Here is a 15150-nt window from a genome sequence, read left to right on the forward strand (position 1 = left end):
CCTCAGATACCACGGATTTAGCTAATTAGGTAGACGGCGTGTATCATACACGCACGCGATTTTTGGGGCCATTTATGCGGATCATCAGTGTGAACGTTAATGGTATTCAGGCTGCAGTCGAGCGTGGTTTGCTCAGTTGGCTGCAAGCCCAGAATGCCGACGTCATCTGCCTGCAGGATACCCGCGCCTCCGCCTTTGAACTGGACGACCCAGCCTTCCAACTGGATGGCTACTTCCTTTATGCCTGCGATGCCGAAGTGCCCACCCAAGGTGGCGTGGCTTTGTATTCGCGGTTGCAACCCAAGGCGGTCATCAGCGGCCTCGGCTTCGAGACAGCCGACCGCTACGGGCGCTACCTGCAAGCCGATTTCGATAAGGTCAGCATCGCGACCTTGCTGCTCCCTTCGGGGCAGAACGGCGATGAAGACTTGAACCAGAAGTTCAAGCTAATGGACGATTTCGCCCGTTATCTGGACAAACAGCGGCGCAAACGTCGCGAGTACATTTATTGTGGCTCGCTGTACGTGGCGCAACAGAAGCTGGATATCAAGAACTGGCGCGACAGCCAGCAATCTCCAGGCTTCCTGGCGCCGGAACGCGCCTGGATGGACGAGATTGTCGGCAACATGGGCTATGTCGACGCGCTGCGCGAAGTCAGCCGCGAAGGCGACCAGTACAGCTGGTGGCCGGATAACGAACAGGCTGAGATGCTCAACCTGGGCTGGCGTTTCGACTACCAGTTGCTGACCCCCGGCCTGCGCCGGTTCGTTCGCAGCGCACGCCTGCCGCGCCAGCCACGCTTCTCGCAGCACGCGCCGCTGATCGTGGACTACGACTGGACATTGACCATCTGAGGTCTTTTTCCAGGCACAAAAAAACCGACATCGCTGTCGGTTTTTTTGTGCCTGTTCATTATTTGATCACGCGCCAAGTCAGCGGATAGCGATAGGCGATCCCCTTGTTGGCCTTGATGCTACCAATGATGGTCAGCACCACCGTGGCGATCGCCAGGGCGAACATCAGGAAAAAGCCAATCACCGCGAAGGCCAGCACGATGCAAGCTATCCAGGCGATGGCCACGGTGATCTGGAAGTTCAGGGCTTCCTTGCCCTGATCATCAATGAACGGGTCCACTTCTTTCTTCATCTGCCACAGGATCAGCGGCCCCACGACACTGCCGAAGGGGAACACAAACCCCAGAAACGCCGCGAGATGGCACAACATTGCCCCCTGGCGCACTTCGTAGGAAGGCGTAGGCACTGGCATCTGGTTGTCATTCATGGCGTTTCTCCTTGAGGCCGACTCAGTCAGCCAGGGCGGCGTTCTGCAGTTCGAAAATCTCGGTCATGCCTTTCTGGGCCAGGGCCAGCATGGCGTTCAGGTCGGCCGGCTGGAATGGCGCACCTTCGGCAGTGCCCTGCACTTCGATGAAACCACCGGTGCTGGTCATGACCACGTTCAGGTCGGTCTCGGCGGCCGAGTCTTCCAGGTAGTCCAGGTCCAGCACTGGCTCGCCCTGGTACATGCCTACCGATACGGCAGCGATCATCTGCTTGAGCGGGTCGCCCGCTTTCAGGCCGCCGCGCTTCTTGATCACTTTCAGTGCGTCGACCAAGGCCACCATGGCGCCGGTGATGGACGCGGTACGGGTGCCGCCGTCGGCCTGGATCACATCGCAGTCGACGTAGAGGGTCACGTCGCCCAGCTTGGACATGTCCAGGGCTGCGCGCAGGGAACGGCCGATCAAACGCTGGATTTCCAGGGTGCGACCGCCTTGCTTGCCACGGCTGGCTTCACGCTGGTTACGCTCGCCGGTGGCGCGCGGCAGCATGCCGTACTCGGCGGTCAACCAACCCTGGCCCTGGCCTTTAAGGAACCGCGGTACGCCGTTTTCAACGCTGACAGTGCAGATAACCTTGGTATCGCCAAACTCGACCAGTACAGACCCCTCGGCGTGTTTGGTGTAGTTGCGGGTGATGCGGATCGAGCGGAGCTGATCGGCAGCGCGACCACTTGGACGTTTCATAGGGAGACACCTGTACTGAGGACGAAAAACTGCCGAGCATTATAGAGCCGTGAAACGGTTCGGGGCACTGCTAAAAAATCCGGTTACGAATGCTCGGTTTGGGCGCGCTCCTCCCACTGCGCTACAATCCTGCGCCTTCTTAACCATCAGCCCGTGTTTGCGGGACTGCAACGCGAGGTACCTCCATGGTGCACAGCATGACCGCCTTCGCCCGCGTCGAAAAAGCCGGCGTACAAGGCACCCTGAGCTGGGAACTGCGCTCGGTCAACAGCCGCTACCTGGAGCCGCACCTGCGCCTGCCGGAGTCATTCCGCGACCTCGAAGGCGCCGTGCGTGAAGCGCTGCGCCAGGGCATTTCCCGCGGCAAGCTGGAATGCACCCTGCGCTTTACCGAAGAAACCACCGGCAAGCCGCTGCAGGTCGACCGTGATCGTGCCGCGCAACTGGTGGCCGCCGCCGAAACCATCGCCGGCCTGATCAAGCAGCCGGCCGCGCTCAACCCCCTGGAAGTGCTGGCCTGGCCCGGTGTACTGGTGGCCGACGCCACCGACCCGCAGACACTCAATGCCGAAGCCCTGGCCCTGTTCAACCAGGGCCTCAAGGAGCTCAAGGCCGGCCGCGAGCGCGAAGGCGCCGAGCTGGCACGCCTGATCAACGAGCGCCTGACCTCCATCGAAGAAGACGTGGTCACCCTGCGTGAGCTGGTCCCGCAGATGCTTGCCACCCAGCGCCAGAAGGTGCTCGACCGCTTCGCCGACATGAAGGCCGACCTTGACCCGACACGCCTGGAGCAGGAAATGGTCCTGCTGGCGCAGAAGAGCGACGTCGCCGAAGAACTCGACCGCCTGAGCACCCACATCCTTGAAGTGCGCCGCGTGCTCAAGTCCGGCGGTGCCGCCGGTCGGCGCCTGGACTTCCTGATGCAGGAACTCAACCGCGAAGCCAATACACTGGGCTCCAAGGCTTTCGATCCGCGCAGCACCACGGCGGCGGTCAACCTCAAAGTGTTGATCGAGCAGATGCGCGAACAAGTACAGAATATTGAGTAAGGCAACCTCCATGACCCACAGCACCGGCACCCTTTACATCATTTCCGCCCCTTCGGGCGCGGGCAAGAGCAGCCTGGTCAAGGCCCTGACCGACGCTGACGAGCAGATCCGCATCTCGGTCTCCCACACCACTCGCGCCATGCGCCCGGGTGAGGTGAACGGCGTGCACTATCACTTCGTCGAGCGCACCGAGTTCGTCAAGATGATCGAACATGGCGACTTCCTCGAGCGCGCCGAAGTGTTCGGCAACCTCTACGGCACGTCGCAGAGCCACTTGCAGCAGACTCTGGACGAAGGCCACGACCTGATCCTGGAAATCGACTGGCAGGGCGCCGAACAAGTGCGCCAGTTGATGCCCAAGGCGCGTTCGATCTTCATCCTGCCGCCGTCCCTGGAGGCGTTGCACCAGCGCTTGACCAACCGTGGCCAGGACAGTGACGAGATCATCGAAGGCCGCATGCGTGAAGCCGTCAGCGAAATGAGCCACTACGTCGACTACGACTACCTGATCATCAACGACGATTTTGCCCATGCACTGGATGATTTGAAGGCGATTTTCCGCACCAATCAGCTCCAGCAAAAACGCCAACAGCAGCGTTTCGGCAAATTACTCGCCGAATTGCTCGGCTGATTGGCTCTTCCCAAAACCGCTGCAAGGGCTTTACATTGGCGCTTGTAGCGGTTTTGCGAGGGCCTGCGAAAAATCAGCGCTTCCCTAAACGCTGGTGATTTTTTAAACTGTTTAGTCCGCTCGCCCAACCGGGCAGCGCGCATCTTGCATTCGCTCCGAGGAATACCATGGCCCGCGTAACCGTTGAAGACTGCCTAGAACACGTGGATAACCGCTTTGAGCTGGTCATGCTCTCTACCAAGCGTGCCCGTCAACTGGCCACTGGCGGCAAAGAGCCGTTGGTCCAGTGGGAAAACGACAAGCCTACCGTTGTAGCCCTGCGTGAAATCGCTGAAGGCCTGATGAGCTACGAGTTCATCGCCAACGCTGAAATCGTTGAAGACGAACCGCTGTTTGCAGCGTTCGAGGACGAGTCCAACGAGGCCGTCTAAGCCTATGTCTGGTCGACGTAGCACGGCGCGGGGTCACAGCCAACGGCAGGAGTTCATCCTTTGCCGAGCATAGACGCCCTCGCCGATCGCTTATCGACCTACCTCGGCCCAGACCAGGTTAACCTGGTCCGCCGAGCGTATTTCTACGCCGAACAAGCCCACGACGGCCAACGCCGCCGCAGTGGCGAGGCGTATGTCACCCACCCTCTTGCGGTGGCAAATATTCTGGCCGACATGCACATGGACCATCAGAGCCTGATGGCCGCGATGCTGCATGACGTGATCGAAGACACCGGCATCGCCAAGGAAGCGCTCAGCGCGCAATTTGGCGAAACCGTGGCCGAACTGGTCGACGGGGTCAGCAAACTGACCCAGATGAACTTCGAGACCAAGGCCGAAGCCCAGGCGGAAAACTTCCAGAAGATGGCCATGGCCATGGCACGCGACATCCGCGTGATCCTTGTCAAGCTGGCCGACCGGCTGCACAACATGCGCACGCTGGAAGTGCTGTCCGGCGAAAAACGTCGGCGCATCGCCAAGGAAACCCTGGAAATCTACGCGCCCATCGCCAACCGGCTGGGCATGCACGCCATTCGTATCGAATTCGAAGACCTCGGTTTCAAGGCCATGCACCCGATGCGTTCGGCGCGCATCTACCAGGCGGTCAAGCGCGCACGGGGCAACCGCAAGGAAATCGTCAACAAGATCGAAGAGTCGCTGAGCCATTGCCTGGCGATCGACGAGATCGAGGGCGAAGTCAGCGGCCGACAAAAACACATCTACGGCATCTACAAAAAGATGCGCGGCAAGCGCCGGGCCTTCAACGAGATCATGGACGTGTACGCGTTCCGGATCATCGTCGACAAGGTCGACACCTGCTACCGTGTGCTGGGCGCTGTGCATAATTTGTACAAACCCCTGCCGGGCCGCTTTAAGGACTACATCGCGATTCCCAAGGCCAACGGCTACCAGTCGCTGCATACCACGCTGTTCGGTATGCACGGGGTGCCGATCGAGATCCAGATCCGCACCCGCGAAATGGAAGAGATGGCCAACAACGGCATCGCCGCCCATTGGCTGTACAAATCCAGCGGCGACGAGCAGCCCAAGGGCACTCATGCTCGCGCCCGCCAGTGGGTCAAGGGCGTGCTGGAAATGCAGCAACGTGCCGGCAATTCCCTGGAATTCATCGAAAGCGTGAAGATCGACCTGTTCCCGGACGAGGTCTACGTGTTCACGCCCAAAGGTCGGATCATGGAGCTGCCCAAAGGCTCCACCGCTGTCGACTTTGCCTACGCCGTGCACACCGACGTGGGCAACAGCTGCATCGCCTGTCGGATCAATCGCCGTCTCGCACCGCTGTCCGAACCGCTGCAAAGCGGCTCCACGGTCGAGATCGTCAGCGCTCCAGGCGCTCGCCCGAACCCGGCGTGGCTCAACTTTGTGGTTACCGGCAAGGCGCGCACGCACATCCGTCACGCCTTGAAACTGCAGCGCCGTTCCGAGTCCATCAGCCTGGGCGAACGCCTGCTGAACAAGGTGCTCAACGGTTTCGACAGTGCGTTGGACAAGATCCCGCAAGAGCGCGTGCAAGCGATGCTCCACGAGTACCGCCAGGAAACCATCGAAGACCTGCTGGAAGATATCGGCCTGGGCAACCGCATGGCTTATGTCGTCGCACGCCGCCTGCTCGGCGAAGGCGAACAGCTGCCAAGCCCGGAAGGCCCGCTGGCGATTCGCGGCACCGAGGGCCTGGTGCTCAGCTACGCCAAGTGCTGCACGCCGATCCCAGGCGACCCGATTGTCGGCCACTTGTCGGCGGGCAAAGGCATGGTGGTGCACCTGGACAACTGCCGCAACATCACCGAAATCCGTCACAACCCGGAAAAATGCATCCAGCTGTCCTGGGCCAAGGACGTCACCGGCGAATTCAACGTCGAGCTGCGGGTGGAGCTCGAACACCAGCGCGGCCTGATCGCCCTGCTCGCCAGCAGCGTCAATGCGGCCGACGGCAATATCGAGAAAATCAGCATGGACGAGCGCGATGGCCGTATCAGCGTGGTCCAGCTTGTGGTCAGCGTCCACGACCGCGTGCACCTGGCCCGCGTGATCAAGAAACTGCGTGCCTTGACCGGGGTCATCCGCATCACCCGCATGCGCGCATAGCGCTTCAGCGAGCCCACTTATTACAAGGAGTCATTCATGACCAAGACTGTTATCACCAGCGACAAAGCCCCTGCTGCCATCGGCACTTACTCCCAGGCGATCAAGGCGGGCAACACCGTCTACATGTCCGGCCAGATCCCATTGGACCCAAAGACCATGGAACTGGTGGAAGGCTTCGAAGCACAGACCGTACAGGTCTTCGAAAACCTCAAGTCGGTTGCTGAAGCCGCTGGCGGTTCGTTCAAAGACATCGTCAAGCTGAACATCTTCCTCACCGACCTGAGCCACTTCGCCAAGGTCAACGAGATCATGGGCAAGTACTTCGAACAGCCCTACCCAGCCCGCGCCGCCATCGGTGTTGCCGCCCTGCCCAAGGGTGCACAGGTTGAGATGGACGCCATTCTGGTCATCGAGTAAAACACCCGGCGCAGCCCGCACAGGCTGCGCCGACTTCGTTTCGAAAGGATTTCATGATGCGCAAAGCGCTTGTAGCCTCATCAATGCTCGCCCTGTTGCTTAGCGGCTGCGCCAGCAACCCTGCGGACCTGGATGTGAGCGGCACCTGGATCAACCAGGCCGCCATCGATGCGGCAGCCAAGGGCGGCCCTTTGCGTGAAGCCTTGCAGAGCTTTGGCCCGAACCTCGAGTGGGAGGTCAATTCCAAGGCCTCGCAAGCGCGCTATTACAACGGTTTTGAAGTGGCCGAAGGCAAGTTGCTGGGTGAAAAATCCGGCGCCTGGAGCGTGGACTTCTACGGCAGTTCCGCCACCGAACTCAAGCGCAAAGGCAAGCAACTGCTGCAAGTGGCCAACGACAACGAGCCTGAACAGCTGTTTGCCCGCGCCAAAGAGCCCGCGCCGGACGGTGCGCCCATTGGCGCCAACTTCGAACGCGCGCTGTACGCGGCCTACATGGGCGGCGACTGGAAGATCGCCGACGGCTTCGGCAGCGGCGCCATCGTACAGTTCCAGGCCGACGGCAAGGTCGCGGGCCTGCCGAATGTCGATCGGTACTCGCTGTGCCTGGCGGGTGACTGCGCCTCAATGAGCGGCGGCTACGACAGTATCTGGCTGCAACTGAATGGCCAGGGCAACCCGTGGATTTTCGTGCGCAAAGGCAAGCAACTGGAGATTTTCCAGGCGGTGAATACCGCGCAGGCCGACGAAGTACCGCAGTTCACCCCCGGCCCCCGTCAATGGCTGCTGGTAAAACAATAGCCGCCATGCCGCAAATCCAAATGTGGGAGGGGGCTTGCCCCCGATTGCAGTACATCAGCTAATACAACTGTGGCTGACACTCCGCTATCGGGGGCAAGCCCCCTCCCACATTTTTTGACTGCGTTTCAGCCCTTGAGGATCGCAGCATAGCCTTCGCGATAAGTCGGGTAGGTCGGCGTCCAACCCAACGCTTTCGCCCGGGCATTGCTGCACTGCTTGCTGCCCGCCCGCCGCACACTGGCGTCCTCAGCCCACTCGGTCACCCCAAGGAATTCGCGCAACCAGCCCACCACTTCGGCCAGTGGCGCGGGCGCATCATCAACGCCGATGTAGACCTTGTCCAACGCGCCGCCGCTTTCCACGTGCCGCAACAAAAACGCCAGCAAACCCGCTGCGTCCTCCGCGTGAATGCGGTTGCCATATAAAGGTGGGTCGACTGCTACACGGTAGCCTTGGCGGACCTGGGTCAGCAGCCATTCGCGGCCCGGACCGTAGATGCCGGTCAGGCGGACAATGCTGGCCGGGATGCCGCTGTTAAGCGCCACTTGCTCGGCCTCCAACATCACTTGCCCGGAATACCCCTTCGCCTGAGTCTCCGACGTTTCGTCGACCCACTCGCCATTCTGCTGCCCGTAGACGCTGCTGCTGGAGACAAACAGCAGGTGCTTGGGCTCCTGGCCATAGTCGCCCAACCACTCCAGTACATGTTTCAGCCCTTGTACGTAAGCGGCGCGATAACCGGCTTCGTCGTGATCCGTCGCGGCGGCGCAGTACACCAGGTAATCCACCCCGCCGATCGGCCAGGTGTCAGGGCAATCTTTCTTGAACAGGTCGCCGGCGATGCCAATCACGCCGTCGGGAAGCCGCGAAACATCGCGGCGCAGGCCATGCACCTCCCATCCGGAGGCGAGCAACTGGCTGGCCAGCCGACTCCCCACATCGCCACAACCCGCAATCACAACCGAAGGCGCTGACATCACAAAACTCCCTACTGAAAGGTCTAGGTTAGCCTTCGCAGATGACCGTCGGCCAGAAAAAGGGCAAATAAAGTTACTGTATTACTTCTGTTAACAAGAATTACTTGCAATAATAACCGCCCATTTGTCCTCGACCCCTGGGTCTGGAAGGACGATCACTCATTTTTTTACTCAGGTCCGGCCAGCATGACACGTAATACAACCCCCGCTTCGCCAACCAAGCGTCACAGCCCATCCCGCGCCTGGCGCGCGATTGCTGCGCTGCTGTTCAGCGTACTGCTGGCACCGACCGCCGCCTTCGCTGATGCCACCGCCCCCGCTACCCCGCCTGCAGCCGCAGCACCGGCAGCGCCTGCTACAGCGCCCGCTGCCACCGACCCGGCCCAGGCTGCTGATCCAGCCTCCGCCGACGACACCGGTGTGGTGCTGGAAGAAGACAACACCCTGGGCATGGCCCACGACCTGTCGCCATGGGGCATGTACCAGAACGCTGACGTGGTGGTGAAAGCCGTCATGATCGGCCTGGCCATCGCCTCGATCATCACCTGGACCATCTGGATCGCCAAAGGCTTCGAGCTGCTGGGCGCCAAACGCCGTCTGCGTAACGAAATCGTCCACCTGAAAAAGGCCACCACCCTCAAGGAAGCCAGCGAAAGCGCGACCAAGAAAGGCACCCTGGCCAACACGCTGGTGCACGACGCGCTGGAAGAAATGCGCCTGTCGGCCAACGCCCGCGAAAAAGAAGGCATCAAGGAACGTGTGGCCTTCCGCCTGGAGCGCCTGGTGGCGGCCTGCGGTCGTAACATGAGCAGCGGCACCGGCGTGCTGGCGACCATTGGTTCCACTGCGCCCTTCGTCGGCCTGTTCGGTACCGTGTGGGGCATCATGAACAGCTTCATCGGCATCGCTAAAACCCAGACCACCAACCTCGCCGTCGTTGCCCCCGGCATCGCCGAAGCCCTGCTGGCGACCGCCCTGGGCCTGGTTGCCGCGATTCCTGCGGTGGTGATCTACAACGTCTTTGCCCGTTCGATTGCCGGCTATAAGGCCCAGGTATCGGACGCGTCGGCGGAAGTCCTGCTGCTGGTCAGCCGCGACCTCGATCACCTGCCTACCGAGCGCAGCTCGCAACCGCACATGGTGAAAGTGGGGTAATCGGCCATGGGCCTGCATTTGAATCAAGGCGACGACGAACTCGTCGAGAACCACGAAATCAACGTCACACCGTTTATCGACGTGATGCTGGTGCTGCTGATCATCTTCATGGTGGCGGCACCGTTGGCCACCGTGGACATCAAGGTTGACCTGCCCGCGTCCAGCGCCAAGCCGGCACCGCGACCAGAGAAACCGATCTTCCTCAGCGTCAAGGCGGACCAACGCCTGTTCCTGGGCGAAGAGGAGGTCAAGGCTGAAACCTTGGGGCCGGTGCTCGACGCCAAGACCCAAGGCAAAAAAGACACGACGATCTTCTTCCAGGCCGACAAGGGCGTGGACTACGGCGACCTGATGAGCGTGATGGATGCCCTGCGGGCAGCCGGCTACCTCAAGGTAGGCCTGGTCGGACTTGAGACGGCAGCCAAGAAATGATCACGACGCGCCACAAACTGACGCGTTATGGCACCAGCCTCGCCGTCGTACTGGGCGTGCATGCCATCGCGATTGCTATCGCGCTTCATTGGTCGGCGCCGCGCACGGTGCAGTTGCCACCGGCCGCCATGGTCATCGACCTGGCCCCGATGCCAGCGCCACCACCGCCGGCACCGCCCAAAGTGGTAACGCCGCCGCAACCGCCTGCACCGGTAGAAGAGCTGCCCCTGCCGAAACTGGCCGAGGCCCCCAAGCCGACAATCCAGGTGCCCAAGCCGGTCAAGCCCAAGCCTAAACCGCAGCCGCCCAAGCCGGTGGAGAAGAAGATCGAGCCGCCCAAGGAGAAACCCTCCGAGGACCCGCCGAGCGACGCTCCGCCGACCCAAGCGCCGGCTGAAAAATCGGCCCAACCGGTACCTGGCCCGTCGCCACAACAGATCGCCGCCAAAGCGTCCTGGGAAGGCACCCTGCTGGCACACTTGCAGAAGTACAAGAAATACCCGCCAGGTGCCCAGGCCCGTGGCAAGGAAGGCTTGAACCGCCTGAAGTTCGTGGTGGATGCCGACGGTAACGTGCTGTCCTACGAGTTGGTGGGCCGCTCCGGCAACGCCGACCTGGACCGTGCCACGCTGGACATGATCCGTCGTGCCCAGCCGCTGCCCAAGCCGCCGGCGGACATGCTCAAAGGTGGCAGCATCGAGATCGTTGCACCGTTCGTGTACAACATCGAGAAACGCCGCCGCTAAAGGCACACAGGAAGCAATGTGGGAAGGGGCTTGCCCCTCCCACATTTTGGTTGCATCGCACAAGAAAATTCCCGACTACTCCCCGCTCAATCCCTACCAAACTTCTGATAACGTGCGTCTATCGATTGCAGCCGGTATGCTTGGCCCGCAACCTCATGGACGCCCGCTATGACTCTTACAGAATTACGCTACATCGTTACCCTCGCCCAAGAGCAGCATTTCGGCCACGCGGCCGAGCGTTGCCACGTCAGCCAGCCGACGCTGTCGGTGGGCGTGAAAAAGCTTGAAGACGAACTCGGTGTGCTGATTTTCGAGCGCAGCAAGAGCGCCGTGCGCCTCACCCCGGTGGGTGAAGGTATTGTGGCCCAGGCACAGAAGGTGCTGGAGCAAGCACAGAGTATTCGCGAGCTGGCTCAGGCGGGCAAGAACCAGCTGACCGCACCGCTGAAAGTCGGCGCCATCTACACCGTCGGCCCGTACCTGTTCCCGCACCTGATTCCGCAACTGCACCGCGTCGCGCCGCAGATGCCGCTGTATATCGAAGAAAACTTCACCCACGTGCTGCGCGACAAACTGCGCAACGGCGAGCTGGACGCAATCATCATCGCCCTGCCGTTCAATGAAGCCGACGTGCTGACCCTGCCGCTCTACGACGAGCCGTTCTACGTGCTGATGCCGGCCTCCCACCCGTGGACGCAGAAAGACACCATCGACGCCGGCCTGCTCAACGACAAGAGCCTGCTGCTGCTCGGCGAAGGTCACTGCTTCCGCGACCAGGTCCTCGAAGCCTGCCCGACCCTGACCAAAGGCAACGACGGCGCCAAGCACACCACCGTGGAATCCAGCTCCCTGGAAACCATTCGGCACATGGTCGCGTCGGGCCTGGGCATCTCGATCCTGCCGCTGTCTGCGGTGGACAGCCATCACTACGCCCCCGGCGTGATCGAAGTGCGCCCACTCACGCCGCCAGTGCCGTTCCGCACCGTGGCGATCGCCTGGCGCGCCAGCTTCCCACGGCCAAAAGCCATTGAGATCCTCGCCGACTCGATCCGCCTGTGTTCGGTGGCCAAGCCGCCTGCTGCGAGTTAAGCAAGGGTATGACAGAGCTGTCGCAGGTGTCGGTGACGGCACTCAAGGGTGTCGGTGAAGCCATGGCCGAGAAGCTGGCCAAGGTCGGCCTGGAGAACCTCCAGGACGTGCTGTTCCACCTGCCCTTGCGCTATCAGGACCGCACCCGCGTAGTGCCCATCGGCCAGTTACGCCCTGGGCAGGATGCGGTGGTCGAAGGCACCGTCAGCGGTGCCGACGTGGTCATGGGCAAACGCCGCAGCTTGGTCGTGCGACTTCAGGACGGTACCGGCGGCCTCAGCCTGCGTTTCTACCATTTCAGCAACGCGCAGAAGGAAGGCCTCAAGCGCGGCACCCGCGTGCGCTGCTACGGCGAAGCGCGGCCCGGTGCGTCAGGCCTGGAGATCTATCACCCGGAATACCGCGCCATCACCGGGGATGAACCGCCTCCGGTCGACACCACGCTCACCCCGATCTACCCGCTCACCGAAGGCCTGACCCAGCAACGCCTGCGCCAGCTGTGCATGCAGACGCTGACGATGCTCGGCCCGAAAAGCCTGCCCGACTGGCTGCCTGAGGAACTGGCTCGCGACTATCAATTGGCGCCGCTGGACGATGCGATTCGCTACCTGCATCACCCGCCCGCCGACGCCGATGTCGACGAACTGGCCCTCGGTCATCACTGGGCCCAGCACCGCCTGGCCTTCGAAGAGCTGCTGACCCATCAACTGTCCCAGCAACGCCTGCGCGAAAGCATGCGCTCCCTGCGCGCGCCAGCGATGCCCAAGGCCACGCGGCTGCCCGCGCAGTACCTGGCCAACCTCGGTTTTGCCCCGACCGGCGCCCAGCAGCGCGTGGGTAACGAGATCGCCTATGACCTCAGCCAGAAAGAACCGATGCTGCGCCTGATCCAGGGCGACGTCGGCGCGGGCAAAACCGTGGTCGCCGCCCTCGCCGCGCTGCAAGCGCTGGAAGCCGGTTACCAAGTGGCGCTGATGGCGCCGACCGAGATCCTGGCCGAGCAACACTTCATCACCTTCAAGCGCTGGCTCGAACCGCTGGGCCTGGAAGTCGCCTGGTTGGCCGGCAAGCTCAAAGGCAAGAACCGCGCAGCCGCACTCGAACAGATCGCCGGCGGCGCACCGATGGTGGTGGGCACCCACGCGCTGTTCCAGGACGAGGTGCAGTTCAAGAACCTGGCCCTGGTGATCATCGACGAACAGCACCGCTTCGGCGTGCAGCAGCGCCTGGCCCTGCGCCAGAAAGGCGTGGGCGGGCGCATGAACCCGCACCAGTTGATCATGACCGCCACACCGATCCCGCGCACGCTGGCCATGAGCGCCTACGCCGACCTCGACACCTCGATCCTCGACGAACTGCCGCCTGGCCGTACGCCCGTCAACACCGTACTGGTCACCGACACCCGGCGTGTCGAAGTGATCGAACGCGTGCGCGGCGCCTGTGCCGAAGGTCGCCAGGCCTACTGGGTCTGTACGCTGATCGAAGAGTCCGAAGAGCTGACCTGCCAGGCCGCCGAAACCACCTACGAAGACCTGACCAGCGCCCTCGGCGAGCTTAAGGTCGGGCTGATCCACGGGCGCATGAAGCCTGCGGAAAAGGCTGCGGTAATGGCCGAGTTCAAGGCCGGCAATCTGCAACTGCTGGTGGCCACCACGGTGATCGAAGTAGGCGTGGACGTGCCCAACGCCAGCCTGATGATCATCGAAAACCCCGAGCGCCTCGGCCTGGCGCAGTTGCACCAGTTGCGCGGACGTGTCGGCCGGGGCAGCGCGGCCAGCCATTGTGTGCTGCTCTACCACCCGCCACTGTCGCAGATCGGTCGTCAGCGCCTGGGCATCATGCGCGAAACCAACGACGGTTTTGTCATCGCCGAGAAGGACCTCGAACTGCGTGGGCCCGGCGAAATGCTCGGCACCCGCCAGACCGGCCTGCTGCAATTCAAGGTCGCCGACCTGATGCGCGACGCCGATTTACTGCCCGCCGTACGCGATGCCGCGCAAGCCTTGCTCGAACGTTGGCCGGAGCATGTCAGCCCGTTGCTGAATCGCTGGTTGCGCCATGGGCAGCAATACGGCCAAGTGTGACGCCTGACTCACTTAACCGACCAACATAGGTAGCAAGCTGGTTATACTCCAATGACTGTAAGAAATTGGATCAGGCCATGTCAGAAGTTGCCCTCGCCACAGCCCCACTGACCGCCCCGCCGGTCATTCGGGCTCTGCTCGCAAAACTCGCCATCCCCTATACGGAAGTCGCGGATCTACCGGGCCTGAATCCTGCGCGAAAGGTCCAGGCTGTGTTGCTGGAAGATGCGGTGGGCGCACTGATGGTGCTGTTCCCGCAGAACCAGTTGCTCGACCTCAACCGCCTCACCGAACTGACCGGTCGCCGCCTCATTGCCGTGTCGCCGGAGCGTGTCGCGCGCATGCTGGGCAAGCATGACCTGAGCCTGCTGCCAGGCCTGCCGCCCCTCACCAGCTCACCGTGCCTGTACGAAGGCAGCCTGCTCAATGAGCCGAACCTGCTGGTGCATTCGGGCGAAGCCGGGCTGCTGCTGGAAATCGCCAGCGACGACTTCAAGACCATGCTGACCAAGGCCAGCGCCGCTCAATTCGGCGAGCCGCTGAGCAACATTCGCCCGAACCTCGACCGCCCAAACGACGACCGCGAGGAAATCACCCAGGCGATGCAAGCGTTCACCGCGCGCCGCATCCAGCAACGCCTGGAAGCGACCATCGAGATTCCACCGCTGGCCGACACCGCGCAGAAGATCATCAAGTTGCGCGTCGACCCCAATGCCACCATCGATGACATCACCGGCGTGGTCGAGACCGACCCGTCCCTGGCCGCGCAAGTGGTGAGCTGGGCCGCGTCGCCCTACTACGCGTCGCCGGGCAAGATCCGCTCCGTGGAAGATGCCATCGTACGCGTGCTGGGCTTTGACCTGGTGATCAACCTGGCGCTGGGCCTGGCCCTGGGCAAAACCCTGAGCCTGCCCAAGGACCACCCACACCAGGCCACGCCATACTGGCACCAGTCCATCTACACCGCCGCCGTGATCGAAGGCCTGACCCGCGCCATGCCCCGCGCCCAGCGCCCGGAAGCCGGCCTGACCTACCTGGCTGGTCTGCTGCACAACTTCGGTTACCTGCTGCTGGCCCACGTGTTCCCGCCGCACTTCTCGCTGATCTGCCGCCACCTGGAGGTCAACCCGCACCTGTGCCACAGCTA

Annotated in this window: 16 protein-coding genes; 13 read left to right on the plus strand and 3 right to left on the minus strand. The window is 62.0% G+C overall.

The features are described 5' to 3' along the window. The first annotated feature begins 74 nt into the window (after positions 1-74). Positions 75-854 (plus strand): catabolite repression control protein Crc, encoded by a 780-nt coding sequence (crc, locus tag AC3ZU9_RS26790; protein WP_003195493.1) that lies wholly within the window; start codon positions 75-77, stop codon positions 852-854. Between the two features lie 58 nt (positions 855-912). On the opposite strand, the gene AC3ZU9_RS26795 is transcribed toward crc, so the two are convergent. Both AC3ZU9_RS26795 and rph read right to left on the minus strand, forming a co-directional pair. Continuing rightward, positions 913-1281 (minus strand): DUF4870 domain-containing protein, encoded by a 369-nt coding sequence (locus AC3ZU9_RS26795; RefSeq protein ID WP_046034853.1) that lies wholly within the window; start codon positions 1279-1281, stop codon positions 913-915. A gap of 22 nt (positions 1282-1303) precedes the next feature. Continuing rightward, positions 1304-2026 carry a ribonuclease PH gene (gene rph / locus AC3ZU9_RS26800; protein WP_010207511.1) on the minus strand — a complete coding sequence of 241 codons (723 nt, stop codon included), beginning with the start codon at positions 2024-2026 and terminating at the stop codon, positions 1304-1306. 185 nt (positions 2027-2211) lie between these two features. Between rph and AC3ZU9_RS26805 the strand changes: the two genes are divergently transcribed. The 6 genes from AC3ZU9_RS26805 (at position 2212) to AC3ZU9_RS26830 (ending at position 7520) form a co-directional block, all read left to right on the plus strand. Further along, on the plus strand, positions 2212-3075 hold the full coding sequence (locus tag AC3ZU9_RS26805; RefSeq protein WP_490091573.1) for a YicC/YloC family endoribonuclease: 864 nt from the start codon (positions 2212-2214) through the stop codon (positions 3073-3075). 10 nt (positions 3076-3085) lie between these two features. Continuing rightward, positions 3086-3706, plus strand: a complete 621-nt coding sequence (gene gmk, locus AC3ZU9_RS26810) for a guanylate kinase (protein ID WP_010168203.1) — start codon at positions 3086-3088, stop codon at positions 3704-3706. Positions 3707-3873: 167 nt separating this feature from the next. After that, complete coding sequence (rpoZ, locus tag AC3ZU9_RS26815; RefSeq protein WP_003176920.1) at positions 3874-4137, plus strand: DNA-directed RNA polymerase subunit omega; 264 nt, start codon at positions 3874-3876, stop codon at positions 4135-4137. Positions 4138-4197: 60 nt separating this feature from the next. After that, positions 4198-6303, plus strand: a complete 2106-nt coding sequence (gene spoT / locus AC3ZU9_RS26820; RefSeq protein WP_015886535.1) for a bifunctional GTP diphosphokinase/guanosine-3',5'-bis pyrophosphate 3'-pyrophosphohydrolase — start codon at positions 4198-4200, stop codon at positions 6301-6303. A 36-nt stretch (positions 6304-6339) separates the two neighbouring features. Further along, entirely contained in the window at positions 6340-6720 is a 381-nt protein-coding gene (locus AC3ZU9_RS26825) for a RidA family protein (protein ID WP_003176922.1), read from the plus strand. A 56-nt stretch (positions 6721-6776) separates the two neighbouring features. After that, positions 6777-7520: a hypothetical protein gene (locus tag AC3ZU9_RS26830; protein ID WP_093542663.1), complete on the plus strand. Its 744-nt coding sequence runs from the start codon at positions 6777-6779 to the stop codon at positions 7518-7520. Positions 7521-7645: 125 nt separating this feature from the next. Here the strand turns inward: AC3ZU9_RS26830 and AC3ZU9_RS26835 are convergent, their stop codons facing one another. After that, positions 7646-8497 carry an SDR family oxidoreductase gene (locus tag AC3ZU9_RS26835; RefSeq protein ID WP_043206063.1) on the minus strand — a complete coding sequence of 284 codons (852 nt, stop codon included), beginning with the start codon at positions 8495-8497 and terminating at the stop codon, positions 7646-7648. Between the two features lie 186 nt (positions 8498-8683). On the opposite strand from AC3ZU9_RS26835, the gene exbB reads away from it, so the two are divergent. The 6 genes from exbB to AC3ZU9_RS26865 form a co-directional block, all read left to right on the plus strand. Continuing rightward, a complete protein-coding gene (exbB, locus tag AC3ZU9_RS26840; protein WP_046034851.1) occupies positions 8684-9652 on the plus strand; it encodes a tonB-system energizer ExbB in 969 nt (322 codons plus the stop codon). A 6-nt stretch (positions 9653-9658) separates the two neighbouring features. Next, a complete protein-coding gene (exbD, locus tag AC3ZU9_RS26845; protein ID WP_003195519.1) occupies positions 9659-10084 on the plus strand; it encodes a TonB system transport protein ExbD in 426 nt (141 codons plus the stop codon). After that, complete coding sequence (locus tag AC3ZU9_RS26850; RefSeq protein WP_015886539.1) at positions 10081-10830, plus strand: TonB family protein; 750 nt, start codon at positions 10081-10083, stop codon at positions 10828-10830. Before exbD ends, AC3ZU9_RS26850 begins: the two co-directional genes overlap by 4 nt. 168 nt (positions 10831-10998) lie before the next feature. Continuing rightward, entirely contained in the window at positions 10999-11919 is a 921-nt protein-coding gene (locus AC3ZU9_RS26855; protein WP_015886540.1) for a hydrogen peroxide-inducible genes activator, read from the plus strand. An 8-nt stretch (positions 11920-11927) separates the two neighbouring features. Next, positions 11928-14003 (plus strand): ATP-dependent DNA helicase RecG, encoded by a 2076-nt coding sequence (gene recG / locus AC3ZU9_RS26860; protein ID WP_064053279.1) that lies wholly within the window; start codon positions 11928-11930, stop codon positions 14001-14003. Positions 14004-14080: 77 nt separating this feature from the next. Continuing rightward, on the plus strand, positions 14081-15150 hold a 1070-nt coding region (locus tag AC3ZU9_RS26865), incomplete at its 3' end, for an aminoacyl-tRNA deacylase and HDOD domain-containing protein (protein WP_490091574.1).

The sequence above is a fragment of the Pseudomonas sp. A39 genome (assembly GCF_058145955.1).

Excerpts from the sequence above, each read along its gene's own strand:
- crc (WP_003195493.1), top strand. The coding sequence starts at position 75 with ATGCGGATCATCAGTGTGAACGTTAATGGTATTCAGGCTGCAGTCGAG.
- AC3ZU9_RS26795 (WP_046034853.1), bottom strand. The coding sequence starts at position 1,281 with ATGAATGACAACCAGATGCCAGTGCCTACGCCTTCCTACGAAGTGCGC.
- rph (WP_010207511.1), bottom strand. The coding sequence starts at position 2,026 with ATGAAACGTCCAAGTGGTCGCGCTGCCGATCAGCTCCGCTCGATCCGC.
- AC3ZU9_RS26805 (WP_490091573.1), top strand. The coding sequence starts at position 2,212 with ATGGTGCACAGCATGACCGCCTTCGCCCGCGTCGAAAAAGCCGGCGTA.
- gmk (WP_010168203.1), top strand. The coding sequence starts at position 3,086 with ATGACCCACAGCACCGGCACCCTTTACATCATTTCCGCCCCTTCGGGC.
- rpoZ (WP_003176920.1), top strand. The coding sequence starts at position 3,874 with ATGGCCCGCGTAACCGTTGAAGACTGCCTAGAACACGTGGATAACCGC.
- AC3ZU9_RS26825 (WP_003176922.1), top strand. The coding sequence starts at position 6,340 with ATGACCAAGACTGTTATCACCAGCGACAAAGCCCCTGCTGCCATCGGC.
- AC3ZU9_RS26830 (WP_093542663.1), top strand. The coding sequence starts at position 6,777 with ATGCGCAAAGCGCTTGTAGCCTCATCAATGCTCGCCCTGTTGCTTAGC.
- AC3ZU9_RS26835 (WP_043206063.1), bottom strand. The coding sequence starts at position 8,497 with ATGTCAGCGCCTTCGGTTGTGATTGCGGGTTGTGGCGATGTGGGGAGT.
- exbB (WP_046034851.1), top strand. The coding sequence starts at position 8,684 with ATGACACGTAATACAACCCCCGCTTCGCCAACCAAGCGTCACAGCCCA.
- exbD (WP_003195519.1), top strand. The coding sequence starts at position 9,659 with ATGGGCCTGCATTTGAATCAAGGCGACGACGAACTCGTCGAGAACCAC.
- AC3ZU9_RS26850 (WP_015886539.1), top strand. The coding sequence starts at position 10,081 with ATGATCACGACGCGCCACAAACTGACGCGTTATGGCACCAGCCTCGCC.
- AC3ZU9_RS26855 (WP_015886540.1), top strand. The coding sequence starts at position 10,999 with ATGACTCTTACAGAATTACGCTACATCGTTACCCTCGCCCAAGAGCAG.
- recG (WP_064053279.1), top strand. The coding sequence starts at position 11,928 with ATGACAGAGCTGTCGCAGGTGTCGGTGACGGCACTCAAGGGTGTCGGT.